21 protein-coding genes and 1 pseudogene are annotated in these 19,764 nt (G+C 42.6%); 10 read left to right on the top strand and 12 right to left on the bottom strand.

The window, feature by feature from the left end; all coding sequences use genetic code 11:
- Positions 1-45: 45 nt before the first annotated feature.
- Together V7K31_RS22375 and V7K31_RS22370 are read right to left on the bottom strand one after the other, a co-directional pair.
- Complete coding sequence (locus V7K31_RS22375; RefSeq protein WP_335096913.1) at positions 46-627, bottom strand: Uma2 family endonuclease; 582 nt, start codon at positions 625-627, stop codon at positions 46-48.
- Positions 628-751: 124 nt separating this feature from the next.
- Positions 752-2,227, bottom strand: coding sequence for a carotenoid oxygenase family protein (locus V7K31_RS22370; RefSeq protein WP_335096912.1), 1,476 nt, complete (start codon positions 2,225-2,227; stop codon positions 752-754).
- A 206-nt stretch (positions 2,228-2,433) separates the two neighbouring features.
- On the opposite strand from V7K31_RS22370, the gene V7K31_RS22365 reads away from it, so the two are divergent.
- Both V7K31_RS22365 and V7K31_RS22360 read left to right on the top strand, forming a co-directional pair.
- Entirely contained in the window at positions 2,434-2,919 is a 486-nt protein-coding gene (locus tag V7K31_RS22365) for a globin domain-containing protein (RefSeq protein WP_335096910.1), read from the top strand.
- 15 nt (positions 2,920-2,934) lie between these two features.
- The gene (locus tag V7K31_RS22360; protein WP_335096908.1) at positions 2,935-3,354 is read left to right on the top strand and encodes a hypothetical protein; all 420 of its coding nucleotides are present in this window, start codon (positions 2,935-2,937) and stop codon (positions 3,352-3,354) included.
- Positions 3,355-3,401: 47 nt separating this feature from the next.
- Here the strand turns inward: V7K31_RS22360 and V7K31_RS31925 are convergent, their stop codons facing one another.
- The 3 genes from V7K31_RS31925 to V7K31_RS22350 form a co-directional block, all read right to left on the bottom strand.
- Entirely contained in the window at positions 3,402-3,512 is a 111-nt protein-coding gene (locus tag V7K31_RS31925; protein ID WP_442941352.1) for a type II toxin-antitoxin system HicB family antitoxin, read from the bottom strand.
- Between the two features lie 262 nt (positions 3,513-3,774).
- Positions 3,775-6,210, bottom strand: a complete 2,436-nt coding sequence (locus V7K31_RS22355) for an NACHT domain-containing protein (RefSeq protein ID WP_335096907.1) — start codon at positions 6,208-6,210, stop codon at positions 3,775-3,777.
- Between the two features lie 181 nt (positions 6,211-6,391).
- Entirely contained in the window at positions 6,392-6,550 is a 159-nt protein-coding gene (locus V7K31_RS22350; RefSeq protein ID WP_335029242.1) for a hypothetical protein, read from the bottom strand.
- 140 nt (positions 6,551-6,690) lie between these two features.
- Between V7K31_RS22350 and V7K31_RS22345 the strand changes: the two genes are divergently transcribed.
- A complete protein-coding gene (locus tag V7K31_RS22345) occupies positions 6,691-7,455 on the top strand; it encodes a thioesterase II family protein (RefSeq protein WP_335096906.1) in 765 nt (254 codons plus the stop codon).
- 88 nt (positions 7,456-7,543) lie between these two features.
- Here V7K31_RS22345 and V7K31_RS22340 read toward each other — a convergent pair whose 3' ends face one another.
- Entirely contained in the window at positions 7,544-7,948 is a 405-nt protein-coding gene (locus V7K31_RS22340) for an ExbD/TolR family protein (protein ID WP_335096905.1), read from the bottom strand.
- Complete coding sequence (locus V7K31_RS22335) at positions 7,935-8,603, bottom strand: MotA/TolQ/ExbB proton channel family protein (RefSeq protein WP_335096903.1); 669 nt, start codon at positions 8,601-8,603, stop codon at positions 7,935-7,937. The genes V7K31_RS22340 and V7K31_RS22335 overlap by 14 nt, the downstream gene beginning before the upstream one ends.
- A gap of 350 nt (positions 8,604-8,953) precedes the next feature.
- Between V7K31_RS22335 and V7K31_RS22330 the strand changes: the two genes are divergently transcribed.
- Positions 8,954-10,378, top strand: coding sequence for an energy transducer TonB (locus tag V7K31_RS22330; protein ID WP_335096902.1), 1,425 nt, complete (start codon positions 8,954-8,956; stop codon positions 10,376-10,378).
- A 193-nt stretch (positions 10,379-10,571) separates the two neighbouring features.
- On the opposite strand, the gene V7K31_RS22325 is transcribed toward V7K31_RS22330, so the two are convergent.
- On the bottom strand, positions 10,572-10,781 hold the full coding sequence (locus V7K31_RS22325) for a hypothetical protein (protein ID WP_335096900.1): 210 nt from the start codon (positions 10,779-10,781) through the stop codon (positions 10,572-10,574).
- A gap of 186 nt (positions 10,782-10,967) precedes the next feature.
- On the opposite strand from V7K31_RS22325, the gene V7K31_RS22320 reads away from it, so the two are divergent.
- Together V7K31_RS22320 and V7K31_RS22315 are read left to right on the top strand one after the other, a co-directional pair.
- The gene (locus V7K31_RS22320; RefSeq protein ID WP_335096899.1) at positions 10,968-11,213 is read left to right on the top strand and encodes a hypothetical protein; all 246 of its coding nucleotides are present in this window, start codon (positions 10,968-10,970) and stop codon (positions 11,211-11,213) included.
- Positions 11,214-11,223: 10 nt separating this feature from the next.
- Positions 11,224-12,255, top strand: a complete 1,032-nt coding sequence (locus V7K31_RS22315; protein ID WP_335096898.1) for a hypothetical protein — start codon at positions 11,224-11,226, stop codon at positions 12,253-12,255.
- Positions 12,256-12,372: 117 nt separating this feature from the next.
- Here the strand turns inward: V7K31_RS22315 and ilvA are convergent, their stop codons facing one another.
- Entirely contained in the window at positions 12,373-13,884 is a 1,512-nt protein-coding gene (ilvA, locus tag V7K31_RS22310) for a threonine ammonia-lyase, biosynthetic (protein ID WP_335096954.1), read from the bottom strand.
- A 396-nt stretch (positions 13,885-14,280) separates the two neighbouring features.
- Here ilvA and V7K31_RS22305 point away from each other — a divergent pair, with 396 nt between their 5' ends.
- From V7K31_RS22305 to V7K31_RS22295, 3 genes and pseudogenes are all read left to right on the top strand, one after another.
- The gene (locus V7K31_RS22305; RefSeq protein ID WP_335096897.1) at positions 14,281-14,598 is read left to right on the top strand and encodes an RNA recognition motif domain-containing protein; all 318 of its coding nucleotides are present in this window, start codon (positions 14,281-14,283) and stop codon (positions 14,596-14,598) included.
- Between the two features lie 41 nt (positions 14,599-14,639).
- Positions 14,640-14,747 (top strand): annotated as a pseudogene (locus V7K31_RS22300) (30S ribosomal protein S21); the annotation flags it as partial.
- Positions 14,748-14,823: 76 nt separating this feature from the next.
- The gene (locus V7K31_RS22295; protein WP_335096896.1) at positions 14,824-15,327 is read left to right on the top strand and encodes a hypothetical protein; all 504 of its coding nucleotides are present in this window, start codon (positions 14,824-14,826) and stop codon (positions 15,325-15,327) included.
- 543 nt (positions 15,328-15,870) lie between these two features.
- Here the strand turns inward: V7K31_RS22295 and V7K31_RS22290 are convergent.
- From V7K31_RS22290 to V7K31_RS22280, 3 genes are all read right to left on the bottom strand, one after another.
- The gene (locus V7K31_RS22290; protein WP_335096895.1) at positions 15,871-16,566 is read right to left on the bottom strand and encodes a pentapeptide repeat-containing protein; all 696 of its coding nucleotides are present in this window, start codon (positions 16,564-16,566) and stop codon (positions 15,871-15,873) included.
- A 448-nt stretch (positions 16,567-17,014) separates the two neighbouring features.
- Positions 17,015-17,197, bottom strand: a complete 183-nt coding sequence (locus V7K31_RS22285) for a hypothetical protein (protein WP_335096894.1) — start codon at positions 17,195-17,197, stop codon at positions 17,015-17,017.
- Positions 17,198-17,897: 700 nt separating this feature from the next.
- Complete coding sequence (locus tag V7K31_RS22280) at positions 17,898-18,164, bottom strand: Precorrin-3B methylase (RefSeq protein ID WP_335096892.1); 267 nt, start codon at positions 18,162-18,164, stop codon at positions 17,898-17,900.
- Between the two features lie 260 nt (positions 18,165-18,424).
- Here V7K31_RS22280 and hisD point away from each other — a divergent pair, with 260 nt between their 5' ends.
- Complete coding sequence (gene hisD, locus V7K31_RS22275; protein WP_335096891.1) at positions 18,425-19,705, top strand: histidinol dehydrogenase; 1,281 nt, start codon at positions 18,425-18,427, stop codon at positions 19,703-19,705.
- Positions 19,706-19,764: the final 59 nt, after the last annotated feature.

The following is a 19,764-nucleotide window of genomic DNA, read 5'->3' as shown; positions in this document are numbered from 1 at the left end:
ATGCTGATATTTAGGTTGTTGCTTAGTTAACTAATTAGAGTGAGGTTATTCTTTAGCCTCAAAGTCAACTTTATCATAAATATCTGATAGAGGGATTTGAAATTGAAGAGAGGATAGTATTAGGATACTATTCTCTTCTTCATACTCTGAGAAAATCCATTTATTTTCATCAGTTTTAGAATATTGTTCTAGATGATTTTTGTACTGATCAATCAGAACATATTCCTGAAAACTAGGGATGGTGCGATAAGCCGCAAATTTTTCATCTCTATCATAACTTCTGGTAGATTTGGATAGCACTTCACAAATCACTAAGGGATTAGTAATTGTATCTGTACGTCCCTCAGAAAATTCTAATGAACCTGCAACAACCATGACATCAGGATATGTATGAATTCGCTTTTTGGGAATCCATAGACGTTGATCAGCGATGAATACTCGATAAGGTTGTCGCTTCAAAGCAAAATTGAGGGTTGCACTTAGATTAAGAGCTATTTGGTTGTGATTTGGTGTTCCACCTGTCATGGGTATAATTTGACCATCTATATATTCATGACGATACTCGGAAATGACTTCTAGTTCTAGGTATTCTGTGGGAGAATAGTCGCGTTGTTCTTGTAATTGCATAGGACATCTTTGGGAATTTTGATTTTGCATTGACCAGATGCGATTAATGGCGTCTGGTCAATAGGGTTATTTTTTTAACGCAAAGGAACGCTAAGGGAAACGCAGAGGTAACGCGGAGGGGTTATTAGGCTGGGTTCCAAGTGCCGTGGAAGCTGTGGGGAATGACGCTGGGTAATGCAAGTTTGCAAACGGGTTCGGCATCCAGGCGATCGCTATCAAATACCCAAACTTCGCTACTATGAGAATTACCATCGTAGACAACGGTTAACACCCAACCTTGTTCAGGGTTTTGGCTGTCTTGGGCGTGGATGGGTTCTGAAGGATAACGGTTTTCTCCTAAGTCTGCTTCGGTGAGGGTTTCGGTCTTGTGATCAAAACGTGCGATCGCATTTAATAATTCTTGGCTAATATCTGTTCCTGAACGGAATGTTGACATATATGTGTACCGAGAAGCTTGCCCCACATTTTGCTGTGGTACATTCGGAAATTCACAATGTCGGTTTAATAGTTGCTGAATTGACGTAACTTTGCCAGTTTGGGGATGCAGATGAACTCGCGTTAGTGTACTTAGAGCTGGGGTGTGAGTCTGGCCTGTTGCTACCTCCTTGAGATATTGGTTAGTTTGAAAATCTTCATAACGGGCGATATCCACAATCACTGAACCGCTAGCATCTACATAACCGTTAGCAAAATGCCATTGATACCAAGGTTCGGTTTCTCCACGACTTACCACAGATAGGGTTTCTCGGTCAATAACTAAAATCTGAGTTCCTAATCTAGGTTGCCACTCTAGCGAATCACTATAGTTGTTTATCCCTATTAGCACAGGTAAGACTTTCAACCGCACTGGCGGAACGAAAAATACAATATACTGTCCTGCTAAAACAAAATCATGCACCAATGGTACAGCATCTAGCTGGTATGCCGCTTGTTGGATAATCCGCCCAGTCGAATCGCTTTTGTAAATATTAAGCGTCGCATTTTGTCCAGGGCTGATGCCAAAGTTAAAAATCTCCCCTGTTTGCTCGTCACGCTTACAATGTGCGGAATAGCTTAATCCTTTAGTTAACCCCCCTAAATCATCTTCGCCCCAAGTTTCTAAAGTTTGTAAATCGAGGGCGTGGGGTTTACCACCTTCCCACAGTGCCAAAAGTTTATCTGGAAGTGCTAGCACCGAAGTGTTGGCAGCATTCTTGATCGGCTTTTGCCATTGATTCCAAATTGGCCCTGGTGCAGTCATGCCATAATTGCCGTAGACTAGTTTATCTGCTGCGGTTTCTTTTTGATAGCCAGAGGTTTGCACGTAGCGATAAACCCCGGTTGCAACTGCATCAGTAAAATTTACAGCCAGAATTGCCCCATCTCCATCAAACCAGTGTCCCATGTTAATGCCACCGCGTTCTAGCCGTGCCGGACCATTGCGGTAAAGAGTGCCACGCAAGCCATCTGGAATTTTGCCAGAAAGAATTGGCAGTTGGGTAGAGGGAAATTCTTTTGCCGGTTCTGCGTTAGCGAAACTCACCGTTCGCGTAGCGTCTCGCAGAGAAGGTATCGCACCTGCCCAGGCTTTTGTTGTTGACTTATTGTCGATAGTATGCATAGAAAATTATGGCTTGATAAATTATCGATGTACACACTTGTATTCTTACATTTTCATCTTTATTGTAATTTTTTAACAATGTAACTGAGTGTAGATGTATAAAGGCTTTGACATGATATTACTCGTTAACTGAGCTAGCTCATAGTCATTAATAAAAATAACCACTACAGTGAAGCCAATCAACATTCCAAGTGGTTCAAGAAACTATGGTTAGCCAACAAACAATAGATATCGTCAAATATACAACACCTGTCTTGAAAAAGAACGGTCAGGAAATCACAACTCGGATGTATGAAATTATGTTTCAAAATCATCCAGAAATCAAAGAACAATTTGACATGTCTGCTCAAGCAAATGGTTCTCAGCCTGCAAGGTTGGCTACAGCAGTTTATAGCTATGCTGCCCAAATTGATAATTTACCAGCTTTAAAATCGATGGTGGAAAAGATTGCCCATCGCCATGTGCAGACTCATGTTACACCAGAGCAATATCCTATTGTCGGAGAAAGTTTACTGCAAGCAATGAAAGATGTCTTGGGGGAAGCAGCTACAGAAGAAGTGATAACAGCTTGGACAGAAGCTTATCAGGCATTGTCTGAGGTGTTTATCAACAGAGAACATGACATATATATAGATGACTTGCAAACAAAAATGCTCCAGTTTGTAAATGGAGTGGCTTCTGTCCAAGATTAAAGACGTTAATAGATTTTGGTTGCTAGGTTTACCTATTTTTTACCTACGGCTGGCTACACCTACGGATTTGTTATTTCGGGGAACCCATTTGTTATTTCGGGGAACCCATTTGTTATTTCGGAGAACCCATTTGTTATTTCGGGGAACCCATTTGTTATTTCGGAGAACCCATTTGTTATTTCGGGGAACCCATTTGTTGTTTCGGAGAACCCATTTGTTATTTCGGAGAACCCATTTGTTATTTCGGAGAACCCATTTATTATTTCGGGGAACCCATTTGTTGTTTCGGAGAACCCATTTGTTATTTCGGAGAACCCATTTGTTATTTCGGAGAACCCATTTATTGTTTCGGCGATCGCATTTGTGGTTTCGGCGATGCTTACGGCTGGCTACGCCTACGCAATTACTGATTGCGTTCATTCTCAAACAACTTAAGACAAATAACAAGCGACGAGGTGCTGTCTCAGCAAGCGGGAACTCTTCTAAATACAGTTCCGTGCAATATTAGCGATCGCTTCTTCTATCGTCTCTCCTTGGCTGGCGGTTCCTACATCTGGACATTCAGCTACGTAAACATCCTCTTCCCAATGCAAGATTGCTGTAAAAGTTCGAGTTTTTGTATCCTTAGAGGATGTTTGAAAAGTATTTTTGGTAACATCAAAGCATTAAGAACCTAACCCCCCTAGCCCCCCTTCCCTACGAGGGAATGGGGGTTTCAAAGCCTCTCTCCCTGTGGGGGAGAGGTTTGGAGAGGGGTTTCTAGTATACTTTACGACTTTTCAAACATCCTCTTAGCCTGTTGTAATGAACTGATGGAGCGTTTATCTGGCTATCTTTTCATTTTCCTATTGTTGCTTAACTACCTGGAACCAACAACATCCGCGCCTCAATTGCTTCCCAGGTTTGGGGCGACACCCGCACTGCTGTTTGTTTGCACTGGATGATCAGGTGATTGGCGTAGAGATAATTTTCTAGTGCTTTTATTTCTTCCTCAGATAAATCGATCATTTCTAGGGTGAGATGGAAAGCTTTGAGTAAGGTTTGTTGCAGGTGTTTAGCAAATGCCAGACGTACTTCCCTTGGCTGTTTATCATCAGGAATTGTAGCTTTAAGTGCTTCTAGTTGGGCTATCAGCACAGTAAAGTTGAGGTTATTGAAGATTTCTGATTTTTTTAGTTGATCAGTATATTTGATGGCGATGGCGATGGCGATGGCGTTGGCGTAGGCGTAGGCGTTGGCGTTGGCGTTGGCGATGGCGTTGGCGATGGCGTTGGCGTTGGCGATGGCGTAGGCGTTGGCGATGGCGTTGGCGTAGGCGTTGGCGTTGGCGTAGGCGTTGGCGTTGGCGTTGGCGTAGGCGATGGCGATGGCGTTGGCGTTGGCGATGGCGTTGGCGATGGCGTTGGCGATGGCGTTGGCGTAGGCGTTGGCGTAGGCGTTGGCGATCGCAACTGCGCGTTTACCCACAGGCTTAAAATCCCCTGGCGATCCAACTGTTACCTGTTCTGCCCAGTTTAATAAAGCTTGTAACTTCGGGGTGTTAATATACTTTTGCGTTTCCTTTTCCATTAGCAACAGCAAATCATCTGCACCACCACGCATTAACCCAGCTACTAACAAAAACACCTCTTTCCAGCGTTTATCTGTCAGATGTTCAGTAACTAACTTATCAACTTGGCGATGATCATCAATATATTCTGCTGTTAAATATTCCTGTAGCGTTAAATGAGAGAACGAAAAGACATCCTCGGCGCGTTCTACTAAAATTCCTTGTTGAACAGCGATCGCATTCAGCACTGCTTCCCCATCGAAATGCTGAGGTGCATTCAGATTACTCGCTAAAAAAGTTTTAATTTGCTGAACAATATCGCGCTCTTGAAAGAATAGCCTGTCAGACTCAAAACCTGTATGAGCAATCTTTGATAGTAATATCTCTTCTAATTCTGTATGCAGTCCTTGATAAATCTCATCTCTGTGAATTCGCTTTTCTGATGCCCACTCTTCTAGCAATATCCGCAGTGCCTTCCGGTAAAGAACACTGCGATTATCTGGAAAACTTTGGGAACGATCATAAACTAAACACAGAAATGTCAGCAATAAAGGTGTGTGCGCCAACTCTTTTGCAGCTTCATGTTCTGGTTTTTGCAGTAATTCCCAGCATTTCTCGCCTGTCTTCGCCTGCTTGTCTACGTCTGAATGAAACCAGTTAGAAATAAATTGCTGAATTTGAGCATCGTCGAAATCTGCCATTGAGACATCGCTAAAGCGGCGAAAACCACTGCGATAAGCCGCCGTGCGACAGGACGCAATGAAACGATTTTGATCATACTTATCAACAAAATTTTGAATTTGACTAATTGCCTCAGTCAAGTTTTTTGTTGGTACTTCATCCAAACCATCCAGCAAAATTAGTAACTTACCTTTTTCTAAGGCTTTGGCTGTAAATTGATCTGGTGATGGAAAGCCGCAAGTACGAAACTCCTCAGCAATAAAGGTTTCAATATTGATGTTGCTGGATGCAAACCTTTTCAATTCAATAAAAACTGGAATGCAAGCGTGTTTAAACCCTCCTTTTTTACCTTTGAGCGCTTCTAGTCCCATCTTCCGCACAAATGTAGACTTTCCTGCACCCGGCCCACCAAGCACCATCAGATATTGTTTATCATTAGCAACTTTAATTCCTGCTTGTTTTTTACTATCGTGAGATTGAAAACTTCGATTTTTAGGTTGGCGATAGACTTCTTCTAAATTCTCAATAGATTCAAAACTACGGATAGCATCATCACCTAAAAACTGAACTGCTGTATAGATCGATTCCAGCTTGACAGGTTCACGCATTCCTAATACTTTGAGAATGCCATGCCGTTCTTCGTAGTTCTTTTCATATTGATTTGATGCAGCAAAAATTATTTCCTTGGTTTTTTCATCTAGGGTTGTACCAAATATTCCAAGAATCTTATCCCCACTTCCCCAAAGGGACTGGAACACTGGAACGGCTATACCACTGACACTTACTGTAGCTAAGAAAGGTTCTAGACCAGTCCCTTTTATTTCCCGTTTGACTCCTTCAAACGCCACAATCTCTTCCCAGTTGTCCAGCCCTACAGCCTTACAAATGGCTATAAAGGTGTCTTTGTTAACTGGTAGGCCGCGCCTAAATCTCTTTAAGGTCGCTTCTGAAGTGTCAGCAGCTTGGCACCAAGCTGCATTTGTCGCTGTCCAGCCCTTCTTAATTCGGGCTTCATTTACTCTTTCTAGCCCCTTTTCAGATGCTTTAAAAGAAACTGCCATATAAATTCTCTGCCAGGCTTACTTTTAATTAAGATCACTTTTAGCTCATCTTTCACTTGCTATTAGCTTATAAGTGAGCTATAAATATTCTAAGCGCAATTAGATCACTTCTGGATCAGTAACAATCAGTTGTTTCCCAGAGATGAGCCAAAACTGAGCTAGAATGTAAAACCTCTAAAAATTAAGGTTCAGAGGCGATTATGAGCTTATCCCATAACGATTCTTCTAAGCTACCTGCTGCTCCAGAAACAATCCAGCCCTTGAGCAATTCGACTAAAGCGCAGACAGTTAGGTGGAATTCTTTCAAAAGCAGAGTTGTGATATTATTAATGATTTTCACTTGCTTTTGTGCTGTAGTAGTTAACAGCCCCCACTTTCAAGGGACTGTCGATTTAAAAATTCAGCCAAGTGGCATTGAATTCCATATAGATAGGCGTTAAAACGTGCAATGGCTAATATGACTCAAATCTAAGCTCTATTATGACAACTACACCAAGCTTCAATTCCTGGGTTATCTGTCCCCAACCAAATCCTCAAGCCAACTTGCGTTTATTCTGCTTTCCCTACGCTGGTGGTAGCGCGGCAATTTTTCGCACATGGCCTAATAATCTACCTAGTAATGTCGAAGTCTGTGCTGTGGAATATCCGGGACGGGGAAGACAGATTCAATCAGCACCATTGACGCGATTAGAACCTCTTGTTGAAGCGATCGCTCCAGTTCTAATACCATATTTAGACAAACCATTCGCCTTTTTCGGTCACAGCATGGGCGGATTAGTTAGCTTCGAGTTAACCCGTTTACTTCGCTCTAAGTATAGTCTTGCTCCCTTTCACCTCTTCATCTCTGCTCGTCGCGCCCCGCAAATCCCGTTGACAAAAGCACCCCTCCACGTCTTATCAGACCCGGATTTACAAGACGAGCTACACAGTCTTAACGGTACACCCAAAGCAGTACTAGAAAACCCGGAACTGATGCAGATGTTCCTCCCGATTTTGCGGGCAGATTTTGCCGTTCTGGAAACTTATATTTACACTCAAAAACAGCCACTGAAGTGTCCTATTACTGTTTTTGGTGGTTTGCAAGACCAAGAAGTTAGTCATGAGGTTCTGCAAGCATGGCGAGAACAGACAATCGCTAGTTTCTCATTACATGAGTTCAACGGCGACCACTTTTTTATCCATTCACACCAAGAATTATTATTTAAACTTATATCTCAAGAATTACAAATGCGTAAGTGTAGCTGATAGTAGTGATTAGATAAGAAGGAGTTAGGAGTCAGAATATAGAATTTTCCTGACTCTCTGAACTTCTGATGCACAATATATCTACTTATTATCTTTGAGTTGCGATCGCTAACCTTGCCCCTTTTACCTGACGTACTTGATCCATGATCGCCACTACCTCACCGTGCAAGACTTTTTGATCAGCATTAATAATCACCAAGGCATCTGGGTTAGAACCAACTAAAGTTCGCACTTGCGGTGCTAAATCATTAATTGCTATTGGATTGCGGTTTAAGCTTACCTCACCTTTTTCATCTACCGTGATGGTAACTTTAGTGGGAATTTGCTGCTCTTTCGCCGTGGCTGCCTTCGGTAGATTTACAGGCAATCCTTCTGATCGTGTTAAAAACAGTGTTGACATGATGAAAAATGTCAAAAGGGCAAACATTACATCAATCAGAGGTACCACATTTATAAATGGTGCTAAATCTGGTTCATTATCATCTAGATCCATAGGTCTTCTCCTGTTTTCCGTAGTGCTCAAGTTGTTCATAGCGATCGAGGAACAGTATTTCTAGCTGTCCGCCGTACTCTTGAATCATTGCTATCTGCCTCTGGTATAGTCCCCGGAAGATGCTGGCTCCTAAAAGTACAAAGATAGCCACAACCAATCCGGAGGCGGTAGCAACTAAAGCTTCACTAATACCAGCAGTGACTACACCAGTTTTAGTACCTCCGACATCACCAATATTCAGTCCAGCAAATGAGCGAATTAATCCTAAAATTGTGCCGAGAAGTCCCAACAGAGGCGCTAAACCGATAATGGTGTCAAATACAGGTTGAAACCGCTTGAGCGTAGGGATTTCTGCTTGCGCCTCGCTTTTCAAAGCCAAACGAAATTTTTCTGGAGTCGGTCTTTCTAGCTGTAGTCCAGCCAGAAAAATGCGTGCTATGGGTAAATCTACATTTTTTTGCAGCTTATCCACAGCAGCAACGACATTATCAGCTCGATAAAGATTTAAAACCTCTCGCACTACCCGGTTTTGACGCTTACCAATCTGTAGCCAAAACTTCGCCCGCTCAATCATTAGTGCCCCTGCTAACACCGAAAACGCCAGCAGGGGCAACATGACCACACCACCTGCTTCAAACAAATTCTGAATTCCCATGTAGTGCCTCTAAACGTCATTAACAATACAAAATCAGACTACCAGAATCAACCTAAAAAATGAAACTTTTTCTCAATAGAGTTTAAGGTATAATGATAATTTTTTCAAATATCAACATCATTATTTTTATTTAATGTTTTTTGAGATTACATAAATTAATTTAATTAATAGATAACACAAAAATTCATTTTATCTAGAAATCGTCATAATCAACAGTATCTTTCAAAGATATTTTGATTATTAAGTCTGCTGTTCCGTAACGCTGCTCGAAATAATTTTAATTTTTTACTTGATATTTGCAACTATGCATTCTAAGATAACTAGGTTAGTGAGAATAGGTAGCAATAGCTATGAGCTTTTCCGGCACTACTGTCGAGCAACGTTCCAAAGAAGTTGAGGCTCTCAAGTCTTTTCTGACTTACAGTCTAATCGGTTCACTGGCGCTGCATATCGGCGTACTGTCCTCAGGCATAGGTAATTATTTGACGAGAGTGCCCACACCAGAGGAAGAACCAATAGAGGTGGCGATCGTTGATTCTCCGACTGCCGAACCAGAAAAACCACTTGAGAAAATTCCAGAAGAACCCAAAAAATCACCAGAAATTGTTCAAAAACAGTCTAGAGAAACTCCACCAGTACAAAAACCAGTACAAGAATTTATTGAAAGACCAAAAATTCAGCCAGTTGAACAACAACCAAAACAAACTACTCAAATTCAGCCAGTTGAACAACAACCAAAACAAACTACTCTAAACCCACAACCAACAAATAGGGAAATTGCTCCCAAGCCAGAAGCCTCTGTGAAAACTGTTGCACCTGTGAGCGGTGGTGGCGGTGGTGGCGGTAGTTCAGTCCTGACAGGTAACTCTGGTAGCTCTGGCTCTGGCGTTGCTTTAAGTACAGGTAGAGGTACAGGTATAGGCTCAGGAATTGGTTCTGGCTCAGGCAGTGGTACAGGTTCAGGAATTGGTTCTGGCTCAGGCAGTGGTATAGGCAATGGAGTAGGAAACCGCCCGACAGTAGCGACAGCGCCAATAGTGCCAACACCTCCAAAAATTAACAGTTCAGGTAATGGTAATGCTAATGGTCGTGCAGCCTGCCGCGAATGTAATGCCAAGTATCCAGAGGCAGCAAGACGGCGAGGAGTTGAAGGCAGAGTTGAAGTAGCTGTCGATACTGATGCACAAGGCAATGTGACAAATGTGCGGATTGCTCACTCCAGTGGAAACCGCGACTTGGATGAAGAAACCGCCAGACAAGCGCGTGACTGGAAATTAAAACCCGTAGAAGGAGGCAGACAAGGGGTATCGATCGCCACTGAATTTGCCATAAAAGGTTCACGGCGATCGCGCCAAGTTCAAGAACGGCAAGCACAAAGACAAGCAGAAGAGAAAACCCAGCAGGCAGCTGCTGCTAACTCCACACAAGAACATCCAGGACGTAGACGCAGAGATTTGACACCCTCATCTAATGAAGCTACAGCCACAAAACCAGCAATATCTGGATTGAGTAGACGGTTGGAACCTCAAAGACAGGAAAGTACTGCTACAAGCTCATCATCTGGAGCTAGGACAACTCCCACTCAAGGAAGTGCAAGAGAGTCCCTACCCCGCATCCAGCGTCAGCCAACGGTTACCGATTCATCACCAAAGCCACAAGTAACCACAAATCGGCGGCGGCGAGGAGAAAACACCAGCCAGGACAAGTTGCGGGAGTCTTTGCGCCGTTTACGCCCACAACCTCAATCACAACCTGCTGCTCCCAGTCAGCAGTGAGTCTGTCAAATTGAAATTGATGGGTTCGTAGTGAATGATTTATCGCTCAATTTTAAAGGCTAGAGCGGCTACGAATTTTCACAACCCATCAAAATTAATCACATGAACCACTAGTAGAGCGACAAAACTTACTGAAATCATATTTTGATTAGCGATCGCATACCGCCTCCTGAAAACAGAAGGCGGTTGTTCTTTATACAGAAATAGCGACCTTAAGCATCACCCCTCTACCATGAGGGGTTAGGAGTGCAGTAATTTTATGATCGGCAATTAGACACACTAGCGATCGCGCCCTTTGCCAATCAGTACAAGTGAATAATTCCCTACTTACCCATCTCCAATTTCTCTGATCGGGGCGATGAAAATCGCCTGCGGCTAAGAAATGGTAGTAGTGTTTGCTCATCACTAATTATATGCTGAGAGGATAATCAATAGCTAACTCTCAAGTCGCTCATCTGCACTTTATGCTAGGCGTCAAATTCACTGATTTGAATAAAACTTCTACATAAACACACACTGATGCAGTTTGATTTGCTTGAATAGCTATATTGATAGGACATTGATCCGACGGCAATTCATAATTCTGATTATGGCAAGTAAATCCATTGATGTTAGAGAATATACTGTCAGGGCGCACAAAAGACAGATTCATAGTCGTATTTTCCAGTTTGTCTGTAAAGAGTGTAACAATCTGACAAAGCGCGAGACTTTCGGACCTCGACCCTTATATTGTGAGACATGTCGCCCTCCCCAACCGCCTAAGAAATCCCAAACAACAACTCACAAAGCAAAACCCAGAGCAATGTCTTACAAAAGTGACGTCGATTTAAATTGATTGAACCCTTATGACTCAAAATGAACAATTAGAACCACCTCCGGGCATTTTTGTCTCACCACTGTTGGAATTACGAGACTATTATGCTTGCCTTACAGAAGAGTATGAACGCCTCTTTGTGCAGGCGCGAAAGCAGCTGGATCATGTAGAAGCGTTGTTGTCTAACTGGTCTTTTTCTGATGCCAACAAGCAGATATCAAGACTGACGGTGGCTGATGAAACCTCAAATCTTTCCCAAGAAGGCTTTCTGCGGTTTTTATCACCCCTTGATGACATTGACGAAATCAACTTGATGAAGTCTGTACAGTCAGAACGAAAAGACTTAGATCAGGTTGAGATAGATAATTCTTTTTCTGCTGCTGTTGATACAAAAGAGAGTCAACTTCTAACGACATCGCCAGATCCAAAGGTACCCACGGATAACAACGATAATTCAACTAAGGTGGCGGAAATCCCCATGCTACCTCAATATCAGCACGCCCTCTCGCGCATGGAAGCCATAAAACAGCTATTGCAAGAGCAAAGAGGCACTGTCTGTCATATTGATTTTATCGTGCGATCGCTTTATGGAGACTTAGATTCCAATCTATTCAAAGTAGTTAAAGGTAGGGTTCAATCTTCCCTCACCCAAGGCAAAGAAAGGAATTACTGGGTAACTATTCCCGATGAACCAGGTTGTTATACTCTGGATTTAAGTTTGGTAGTCCCAAGTAATGGCAATAATGCTTATCACAGCATCAAAAACAAAAAGAAGAAACCTTTCGTACCCCTGACAAAAACAGTACCAATGCTCAAAGACTTTGAGGGTCTATTCTTAATTGATGCCCTGACCTCTCTGTTAGAACAAAATCCAAGTAAAGTTTTCAGCGTCGCTGAAGTCATCGCCGGAATCTATGGAGAAATAGATTCTCAGCAAGTTAGAGAGATCAAAAATAAGGTACTGAATGAATTATCTAGAGGCTATCGGACAGGCAGATTCTCTAGGGTTCCTAACCAAATCGGCTTCTATACTTGGGACTCGAATCTGATATTGAAGCGCTAAATTGGCATTGGGCAATTCAATTTTGGATTTTGGATTTTAAATTTTCGATTAAATTTCAATCTAAAATCCAAAATCTAAAATCTAAAATTCTTGCTCCCCCCACTCCCCACTCCCCGCCTATCCCAAAAACAACTTGTATGCCGGATTCTTGTTTTCATCCCAATAGCGATAGCCCAGGTGATCGAGAAAAGCTTGCCACTCTTTCATCTCATGGGGAGGAACCTGGATACCGACAACGATTCGTCCGTAGTCTGCGCCGTTATTGCGGTAATGAAAAAGACTAATATTCCAGGCAGGATTCATGGAAGTAACAAATTTCATCAAAGCGCCGGGACGTTCGGGAAACTCAAAACGGTAGAGCAATTCATTGTGAGCCAGGGGAGAGTGCCCACCCACCATGTGTCGCAGATGTAATTTAGTTAGTTCGTCGTCTGTTAAATCAAGGGTTTCAAATCCTTGAGCTTGAAAGGTTTCTACCATCTTTGCAGCATCGGCACGGTTTTGAATTTGCACTCCTACAAAAATATGGGCTGTTTTTTCATCGGCAATGCGATAATTAAACTCAGTAAGATTACGGTTGCCAATACATTCACAAAACTGGCGAATACTTCCCCGTTGCTCAGGAATTGTAACTGCAAAAATCGCTTCGCGGCGTTCGCCGAACTCTGCCCGTTCTGCCACAAAGCGGAGGCGATCAAAATTCATGTTTGCACCGCAGGCGATCGCAATTAAGGTTTGTCCCTCGATTTGTTCCCGTTCTACGTAGGCTTTGGCAGCTGCGATCGCTAATGCACCGGCTGGTTCTAGAATGGATCGCGTATCTTCAAACACGTCTTTAATCGCAGCACAAGTAGCGTCTGTATCCACCAGAATGATTTCATCTACATACTGCTGACATAAACGGAAGGTTTCTTCACCTACTTCCCGCACTGCTACACCATCAGCAAATAACCCCACTTGGGACAAGCGCACCCGATGTCCGGCTTTCAGGGATTGAGACATCGCATCAGCATCTACTGGTTCAACGCCAATAATCTTGATTTCGGGACGCAACCGTTTCACATAAGCTCCAATTCCAGAAATTAATCCGCCCCCTCCAATTGCCACAAAAATCGCATGGATGGGTTGTTGATATTGCCGTAAAATTTCCATCCCGATGGTTCCCTGTCCAGCAATCACATGAGGATCATCAAAGGGATGAATAAAAGTCAATCCTTTTTCTACTTCTAATTCACGGGCATAGCTATAAGCATCATCATAGGTGTTTCCATGTAACACGACTGCTCCGCCTCTCATTCTCACCGCGTCTACCTTGACTTGGGGTGTAGTTATTGGCATGACGATAATCGCTTTAGTTCCCAAGCGTTGGGCTGCAAGGGCGACTCCCTGAGCATGGTTCCCCGCAGACGCTGCGATTACACCCTTTGCCAATATCTCTGCTGGCAGTTGCACCATCTTGTTATAAGCACCCCGCAGTTTAAAGGAAAATACTGACTGCATATCCTCACGTTTCAGCAGGAGTTGATTATTCAGCCGCGCAGATAAATTTGGGGCATACTCCAATGGTGTTTCCTGGGCAACATCATACACACGGGCAGTCAGGATTTGGATCAGGTAGTCGCAAAACATGGGCGTCAAGGTGTTAGCAAATGCTGGATGGAAATTAATTTTACGTTACAAGCGATCGCACTGGTTTTATTTAATTGCACTCTCTCAAAATTTGGAGTGAATAAAAATTAAAAATTACTAATACTATCTGAAGAGAAAATATCCAGTGATTGAATTTTTTGGTGACTTCAAATTTAATGCGATCGCTCGTAGATTGATTTTAAACGAGTTTTGCTAACTGTTCGAGTATTTCGATCAACAGATAAGTATAGTGTTGCTGATAAATATAACTTCTAAATTTATGTTAAGGTAGGTATGAAAGATTGAATTCGGCTGTGTAGTTTGTTTTTATATATACTTGTATTACAGACCTCTCCGGATGTAAATCTCTACACCCCCTGATTCTGGAGACATTCTATGTCAATTTACGTTGGTAATCTATCTTATGAGGTTAAAGAAGATGACCTCCGGCACGTCTTTGCAGAATACGGAACTGTCAAAAATGTTCAATTGCCTATCGACCGAGAAACAGATCGGTTGAGAGGTTTCGGCTTTGTAGAAATGGAATCAGATGCTCAAGAAGCAGCAGCAATTGAAGCCCTTAATAATGCTGACTGGATGGGTCGAAGCTTAAAAGTTAATAAAGCAAAGCCGAAGATAGGCGAAAGTTCCTCTGGTGGTAGACGAGGAAACTATAGTGGTAGTGGTGGTGGTGACTCCTCTCGCCGCTATTAACTTTAAGGTCTTGAGGGCAGACAAGGAGTCTGCCTTTTTTTGTTTTTCTAGATATCAGAAAGTATCGTCACTTTGAAACGCCCCTGCAAAAGTGCAAACGCAAAGCAATTGCCAAGCACAAACAGCGTCAGAGAAGTTTCCGCAATTGATTATAAGTCTCTCTTATGAAGTCATAGGTTAGCGTAGCTTACCGTAGGTATCGTTTTTATAATAGGTGTAGCAACCATGAACCCAGAAGTAAAACATATTGTTAGCGAACTAAGACATCAGTTCTACTCTAACTTTGCTGCTGCTATGAATATGCCGGTGATCATAACTGGTACATCTTATAGTAGTAATTCACCGATCGCATCTTGGATGGATCATAGGCAAAGACTAAACTATGTAAATGTATACGCTTATACAGCACCTGATGAATTTGTCCCATTTCGCCCGTTCATTCTTCGACTGGCTATTAACAAAAGTGCTGGTAGAGTCACAATGTTAAGAAAAGGACAAGTCTGCCGAGGTCTTAATTTGCTGTGGGATTTTGAGTTAACTGTACTACCAAAAGAAATCTTAGACTTTCTTCCCTGGATAGTTAACTTAGTTGAGGCTCATGACAAAGGTTCGCCTTTATTGCTACAATCACCACCTCATTCATTTGAATTAAAAGCGCCAGAGGTTGGGTTCTTTAATAACGCCTGGACTCAGAAAGCTTGGCTCCTTGCAAATCCGACAATATTCTAATCGTTGCTGCTGAAGCTGGTTTTAGCAACCGACTAAAAATCAATTTTGGATTTTAGATTTTAGATTTTAGATTGACTCATAGCAATCAAGTCACGGGCAAATCATTTAATTTTATATTTTGGATAATAGAATTATTCTCGCGTTTAAATTCGGGGGCTTCATATCATTTCACGAAAACCTTGATACACATAGATTTCTCGTAGGGGCATGGCATTGCCCATAGGTGTCAACTTAACGTGAAGGCCAGTCTATAACTAGCTTTTAGAGACTCTCTCGTTAAGAGTCTCCGACTGGGAATGCCTATGTGAGGCTCCGCCTCAAGACTTGCGGCAGAGCCGCAATTGATTTGTATTTCCAGCCTTCTTGCTGGAAACGAGGTTTTAAAAGGGTTTGCGCTTAAGTTGACACCAATGGTCATTGCCATGCCCTTACCAACGTATTTGTATCATTATTAAAATGAAATGGTATTAGACATATATTAAATTTACGATGTTTGAATCTTCAATTCCATTTTCCAAAATTTAAACATCGTAAATTCAGTGCTCATTGGAGAGCAAAAGCCAAGTCACTTTCAATTATCTTGGCACCTGTTAGATTAGCCCCACTCAAATTGCACAAGTGAAAATTTGCCCCTCTGAGGTCTGCTAGTGCTAAATTAGCTCCTGTTAAATCTGCATCAGTAAGGTTAACTTCACTTAAATTAGCACTACTTAGGTTAGCCGCCCTCATATCAGCTAGTTGCAGGTCTGCCTTGGTTAAGTTTGCCCTCATTAGGTATGCCTTACTCAGGTTAGTTCCACTTAAATTAGCTTCACTTAGGTCTGCTGCTGTTAAATCAGCTTTACTTAGATTGGCTTGACTTAAGTCTGCCCAACTCAACTTTGCATAACTTAGGTTAATTTCACTGAGTTTCGCTGATGCAAGTACTGCACACCTCAAATTAGCATTAATAAAATTTCTTTCTCCCATTGCATAACGGCGTAAAATTTCATCAGTTGCTACTCTGTCTAAAACCGCTTTTGATGCACCTTGATAACACCATGCAGCTTCTAATAGTTTGGTAGCAGTGTCAACAGCTACCTCATCACATTTAGCCATTATCACACCATTGCAGCCATCCCACTGACCGTTAAGCATAATAGCAATCTCACTAGCGGCAGCAATTGAGTCAAATAATAAAATAGATTCTTTACGCCGTTTTAACCAGCTATTCCAACCAGTCGAGATAATATTTTTCATTTCTATAAATTTTGGCGCGTTAAGTAATAATTACGGCTCTAACTTCAAGATATTAATAAACTCTGCTTACTCTACCTCTGCCTTCAATTATTTATTCAAGTAGGACTTAGGCAATAAGTCTCTGAAACTCTTATCTCTTATTCCTTTTTCAAGACTACCTCTTTTGTACGCCAGTTAATAATAACAGAGCGCTGCACAAACACCTAGAACACTGATGCAGCCGATTTACAGCGCGCATTGAAGAAGGCAGAAGGCAGTATTCAGACGGGGATTCAGACCCCACCTGAATACACGCCACTGAACAGGAGTTCAGTAGGGGCTTGATACCCTTACTCCCTTTAGTCGTGAGCAGAGGGAGAAGCCATTCCTTCTGCCTCCTGCCCTCTGCCTTTCTTGGTTACAAAGGAGTTACAATCGGGTTAAGTACAAAGTTTGCAAGAAGTAATTTCTAAGCAGCTGAGTCTGAGCGTTCTATTTGCTGCCGAATGGTATCAATAGAAGCATTAATGCCAGCAAGCTTGGACTCTAAATCATCTCGCATCCAAATCAAGAATTTTAATTTCCGCTCTAAGCTAGCTTTGTGCGAAATGGGTTCGCTTCCATAACAGGCATTACCCCAAAAAGGAAACATAGTTTACCTCTGTATTTAGCTTTTGTAACAGCGCAATATATTGCACTACTACACTACATTATGACTAATCACAATCAGATTGGTGTGTGTGACAACCGACCTAAATTGTACGTGCTTAACGAACTTTGCTCAAAGTTATCTATTGAACTGGCAGAGTTTCCCATACTGCCATCAACTCTTTCCATTTCTCTTTTAAGAAAAAGTTGAATTAAAGACAGAAAGATTCTGCCAATTTGGCATTACAAGTCTGTGAATTGCCGTTTAAATAAGATATCAAGAGAACGGGACAGCCCAAAGGTTATACGAGGAATGGTTTACCCTATGCCTCAGTAAATCCACAAATCGCCAGTTGTTGACACAACGCTGTAGAACATCTTCTCAGGCAACTTACAGCGCTCGGTCATCGCTTCGCTACAACTGGCTAGTAATGTACTAGAAAACACATAGCAATTGATAAACCAATCTACTGGTTCGATTAGGTAGACATTCCTGCTGGCATATTTCCTCTCTTCGAGACGCTACGCGAACGCTTGAATCAAGAGGATGAAGTGCGATGCCTACGGCGGTAAACTACGCACCTGATCAAATGGGAAACCTATTATATAATTGTGTTCCTCACCGCGATGAAATTATTGAATTTCCTCAAATCTAAAGCAGCTATTACAGCCTTAGCTATTGCAGTAAACATCACTGTGAAGGACTATTTTGATTTTCGTGCCGATTTGGGTGGTGTTCGGTGTACGCCAAAATACTTCTCACTGCGATAGCGCAGCCATACCCGCAACACTTGCGGAATTTGCTCTTTTTGTTCTTTGCTTAGTGTATTGTAAAGAGTTGATGCGCGATCGCGCTCGCCCCGACAGGCAGCGTTGTTGTGAGCATCCCAATAGCTGCGGGCTACCCGAATCCGCCGACAGACTTCTTTAATCAACGCTTCTGTTGTGAGTGGAGCGTCCTGGTTTCCCATACTCAGATGCGATAAATCTCTAATGCCATCCTAGCGAGTCAAACTCATTCTCACAATCGCAACCTAAACAAGTCAAACCCGCAAATCGCAGTCTCAGCCTTTTTTTCTAATTTTAGGACTTACGCACAAATGAAGGCAAAATCAAACCGACAAGGAAGAATGAGAGTTTGAGAAATATTTTGCCTAAGTTCTGAATTTTTTCAAGCTGTCGAACTCATGTTAAACTAATTAGCGATCTCATCGCTTGCAAGATACTGTCTATGCAGCTACTTCAAACTACCGACAAAGATTTTTCTAGTAGATTCAAAACCCTTGTCAGCGATCGCCGGGAAGCTACAGTTGATGTTAGTGGGACAGTACGTGAGATTCTAGCTGATGTCAAAGTGCGTGGTGATGCCGCAGTCAAGGACTATACTAGCCGCTTTGATCGCCACAATCCCCAGTCTTTGCATCTAAGCGAAACCTTTATTGCCGAACACGCTGCACAATGTCCTGCTGATGTCAAGGCGGCGCTGGAATTTGCTGCTGAGAGAATTGTGGCTTTCCATGAAAAACAACTACCACAAGATATTGGCTACACCGATGCAGCCGGGGTAAAACTGGGATTAAATTGGATATCGCTGTCTCAAGTGGGAATTTATGTACCTGGAGGACGTGCCAGCTATCCTAGTTCTTTACTGATGAACGCCCTACCTGCCAAAATTGTCGGCGTGGAACGAATCGTTATGACAGTACCGATGCCTGGCGGTGAGATTAATTCCGCCGTACTCGCAGCTGCTCAAGTTGCTGGTGTCACGGAAATTTATGGCATTGGTGGGGCGCAAGCGATCGCAGCATTAGCCTATGGTACACAAAGCATTGCCCCCGTAGATAAAATTGTCGGACCTGGTAATGCTTATGTTGCTGAGGCTAAACGTCAAGTATTTGGCACGGTTGGCATTGACAGCATCGCCGGGCCTTCAGAAATTCTGGTGGTAGCTGACAGCCAAAATAACCCAGATTGGATTGCCTGGGATTTGCTATCACAAGCAGAACACGATCCTAGCGCCCAGTCAATTTTGATTACTGATTCGGCAATTTTTGCTCATCAAGTGATAGCGGCGGTTGAGCAAATTCTCGCTAATCTGCCCACCAAAGAAGTCGCCAATGCCAGTTGGCAAAATTATGCAGCCGTGATTATTGTCAGCGATTTGACAGAAAGTATACCACTGCTAAATCAACTAGCTCCAGAACATGTGGAATTGTGCGTAGACAACCCACAATTGTTTGCCAATCAAATTAAGTGCGCTGGTAGCGTGTTTCTCGGACGTTATACCCCAGAAGCAGTTGGCGATTACGTAGGAGGCCCCAACCATGTACTACCTACTGCACGTTCTGCCCGATTTGCCTCTGGCTTGAGTGTCTACGACTTTCTCAAACGGATTACTTATTTGGAATGCAATCAACAAGCATTACAGACAATAGGCAAAGCAGCCGTGACGTTAGCAGAAGCAGAAGGTTTACCTGCCCATGCAGGTAGTATATCTGTGCGCCTGCAATAATAAGCTGAGATAATTTTGCAGTTCCTCGTTCCCAGTCAGCAATTCTAAATTTAAGAATG

Source organism: Nostoc sp. (assembly GCF_036917675.1).
GTDB lineage: Bacteria > Cyanobacteriota > Cyanobacteriia > Cyanobacteriales > Nostocaceae > Nostoc.
This window is presented reverse-complemented; position numbering and strand designations above follow the sequence as displayed.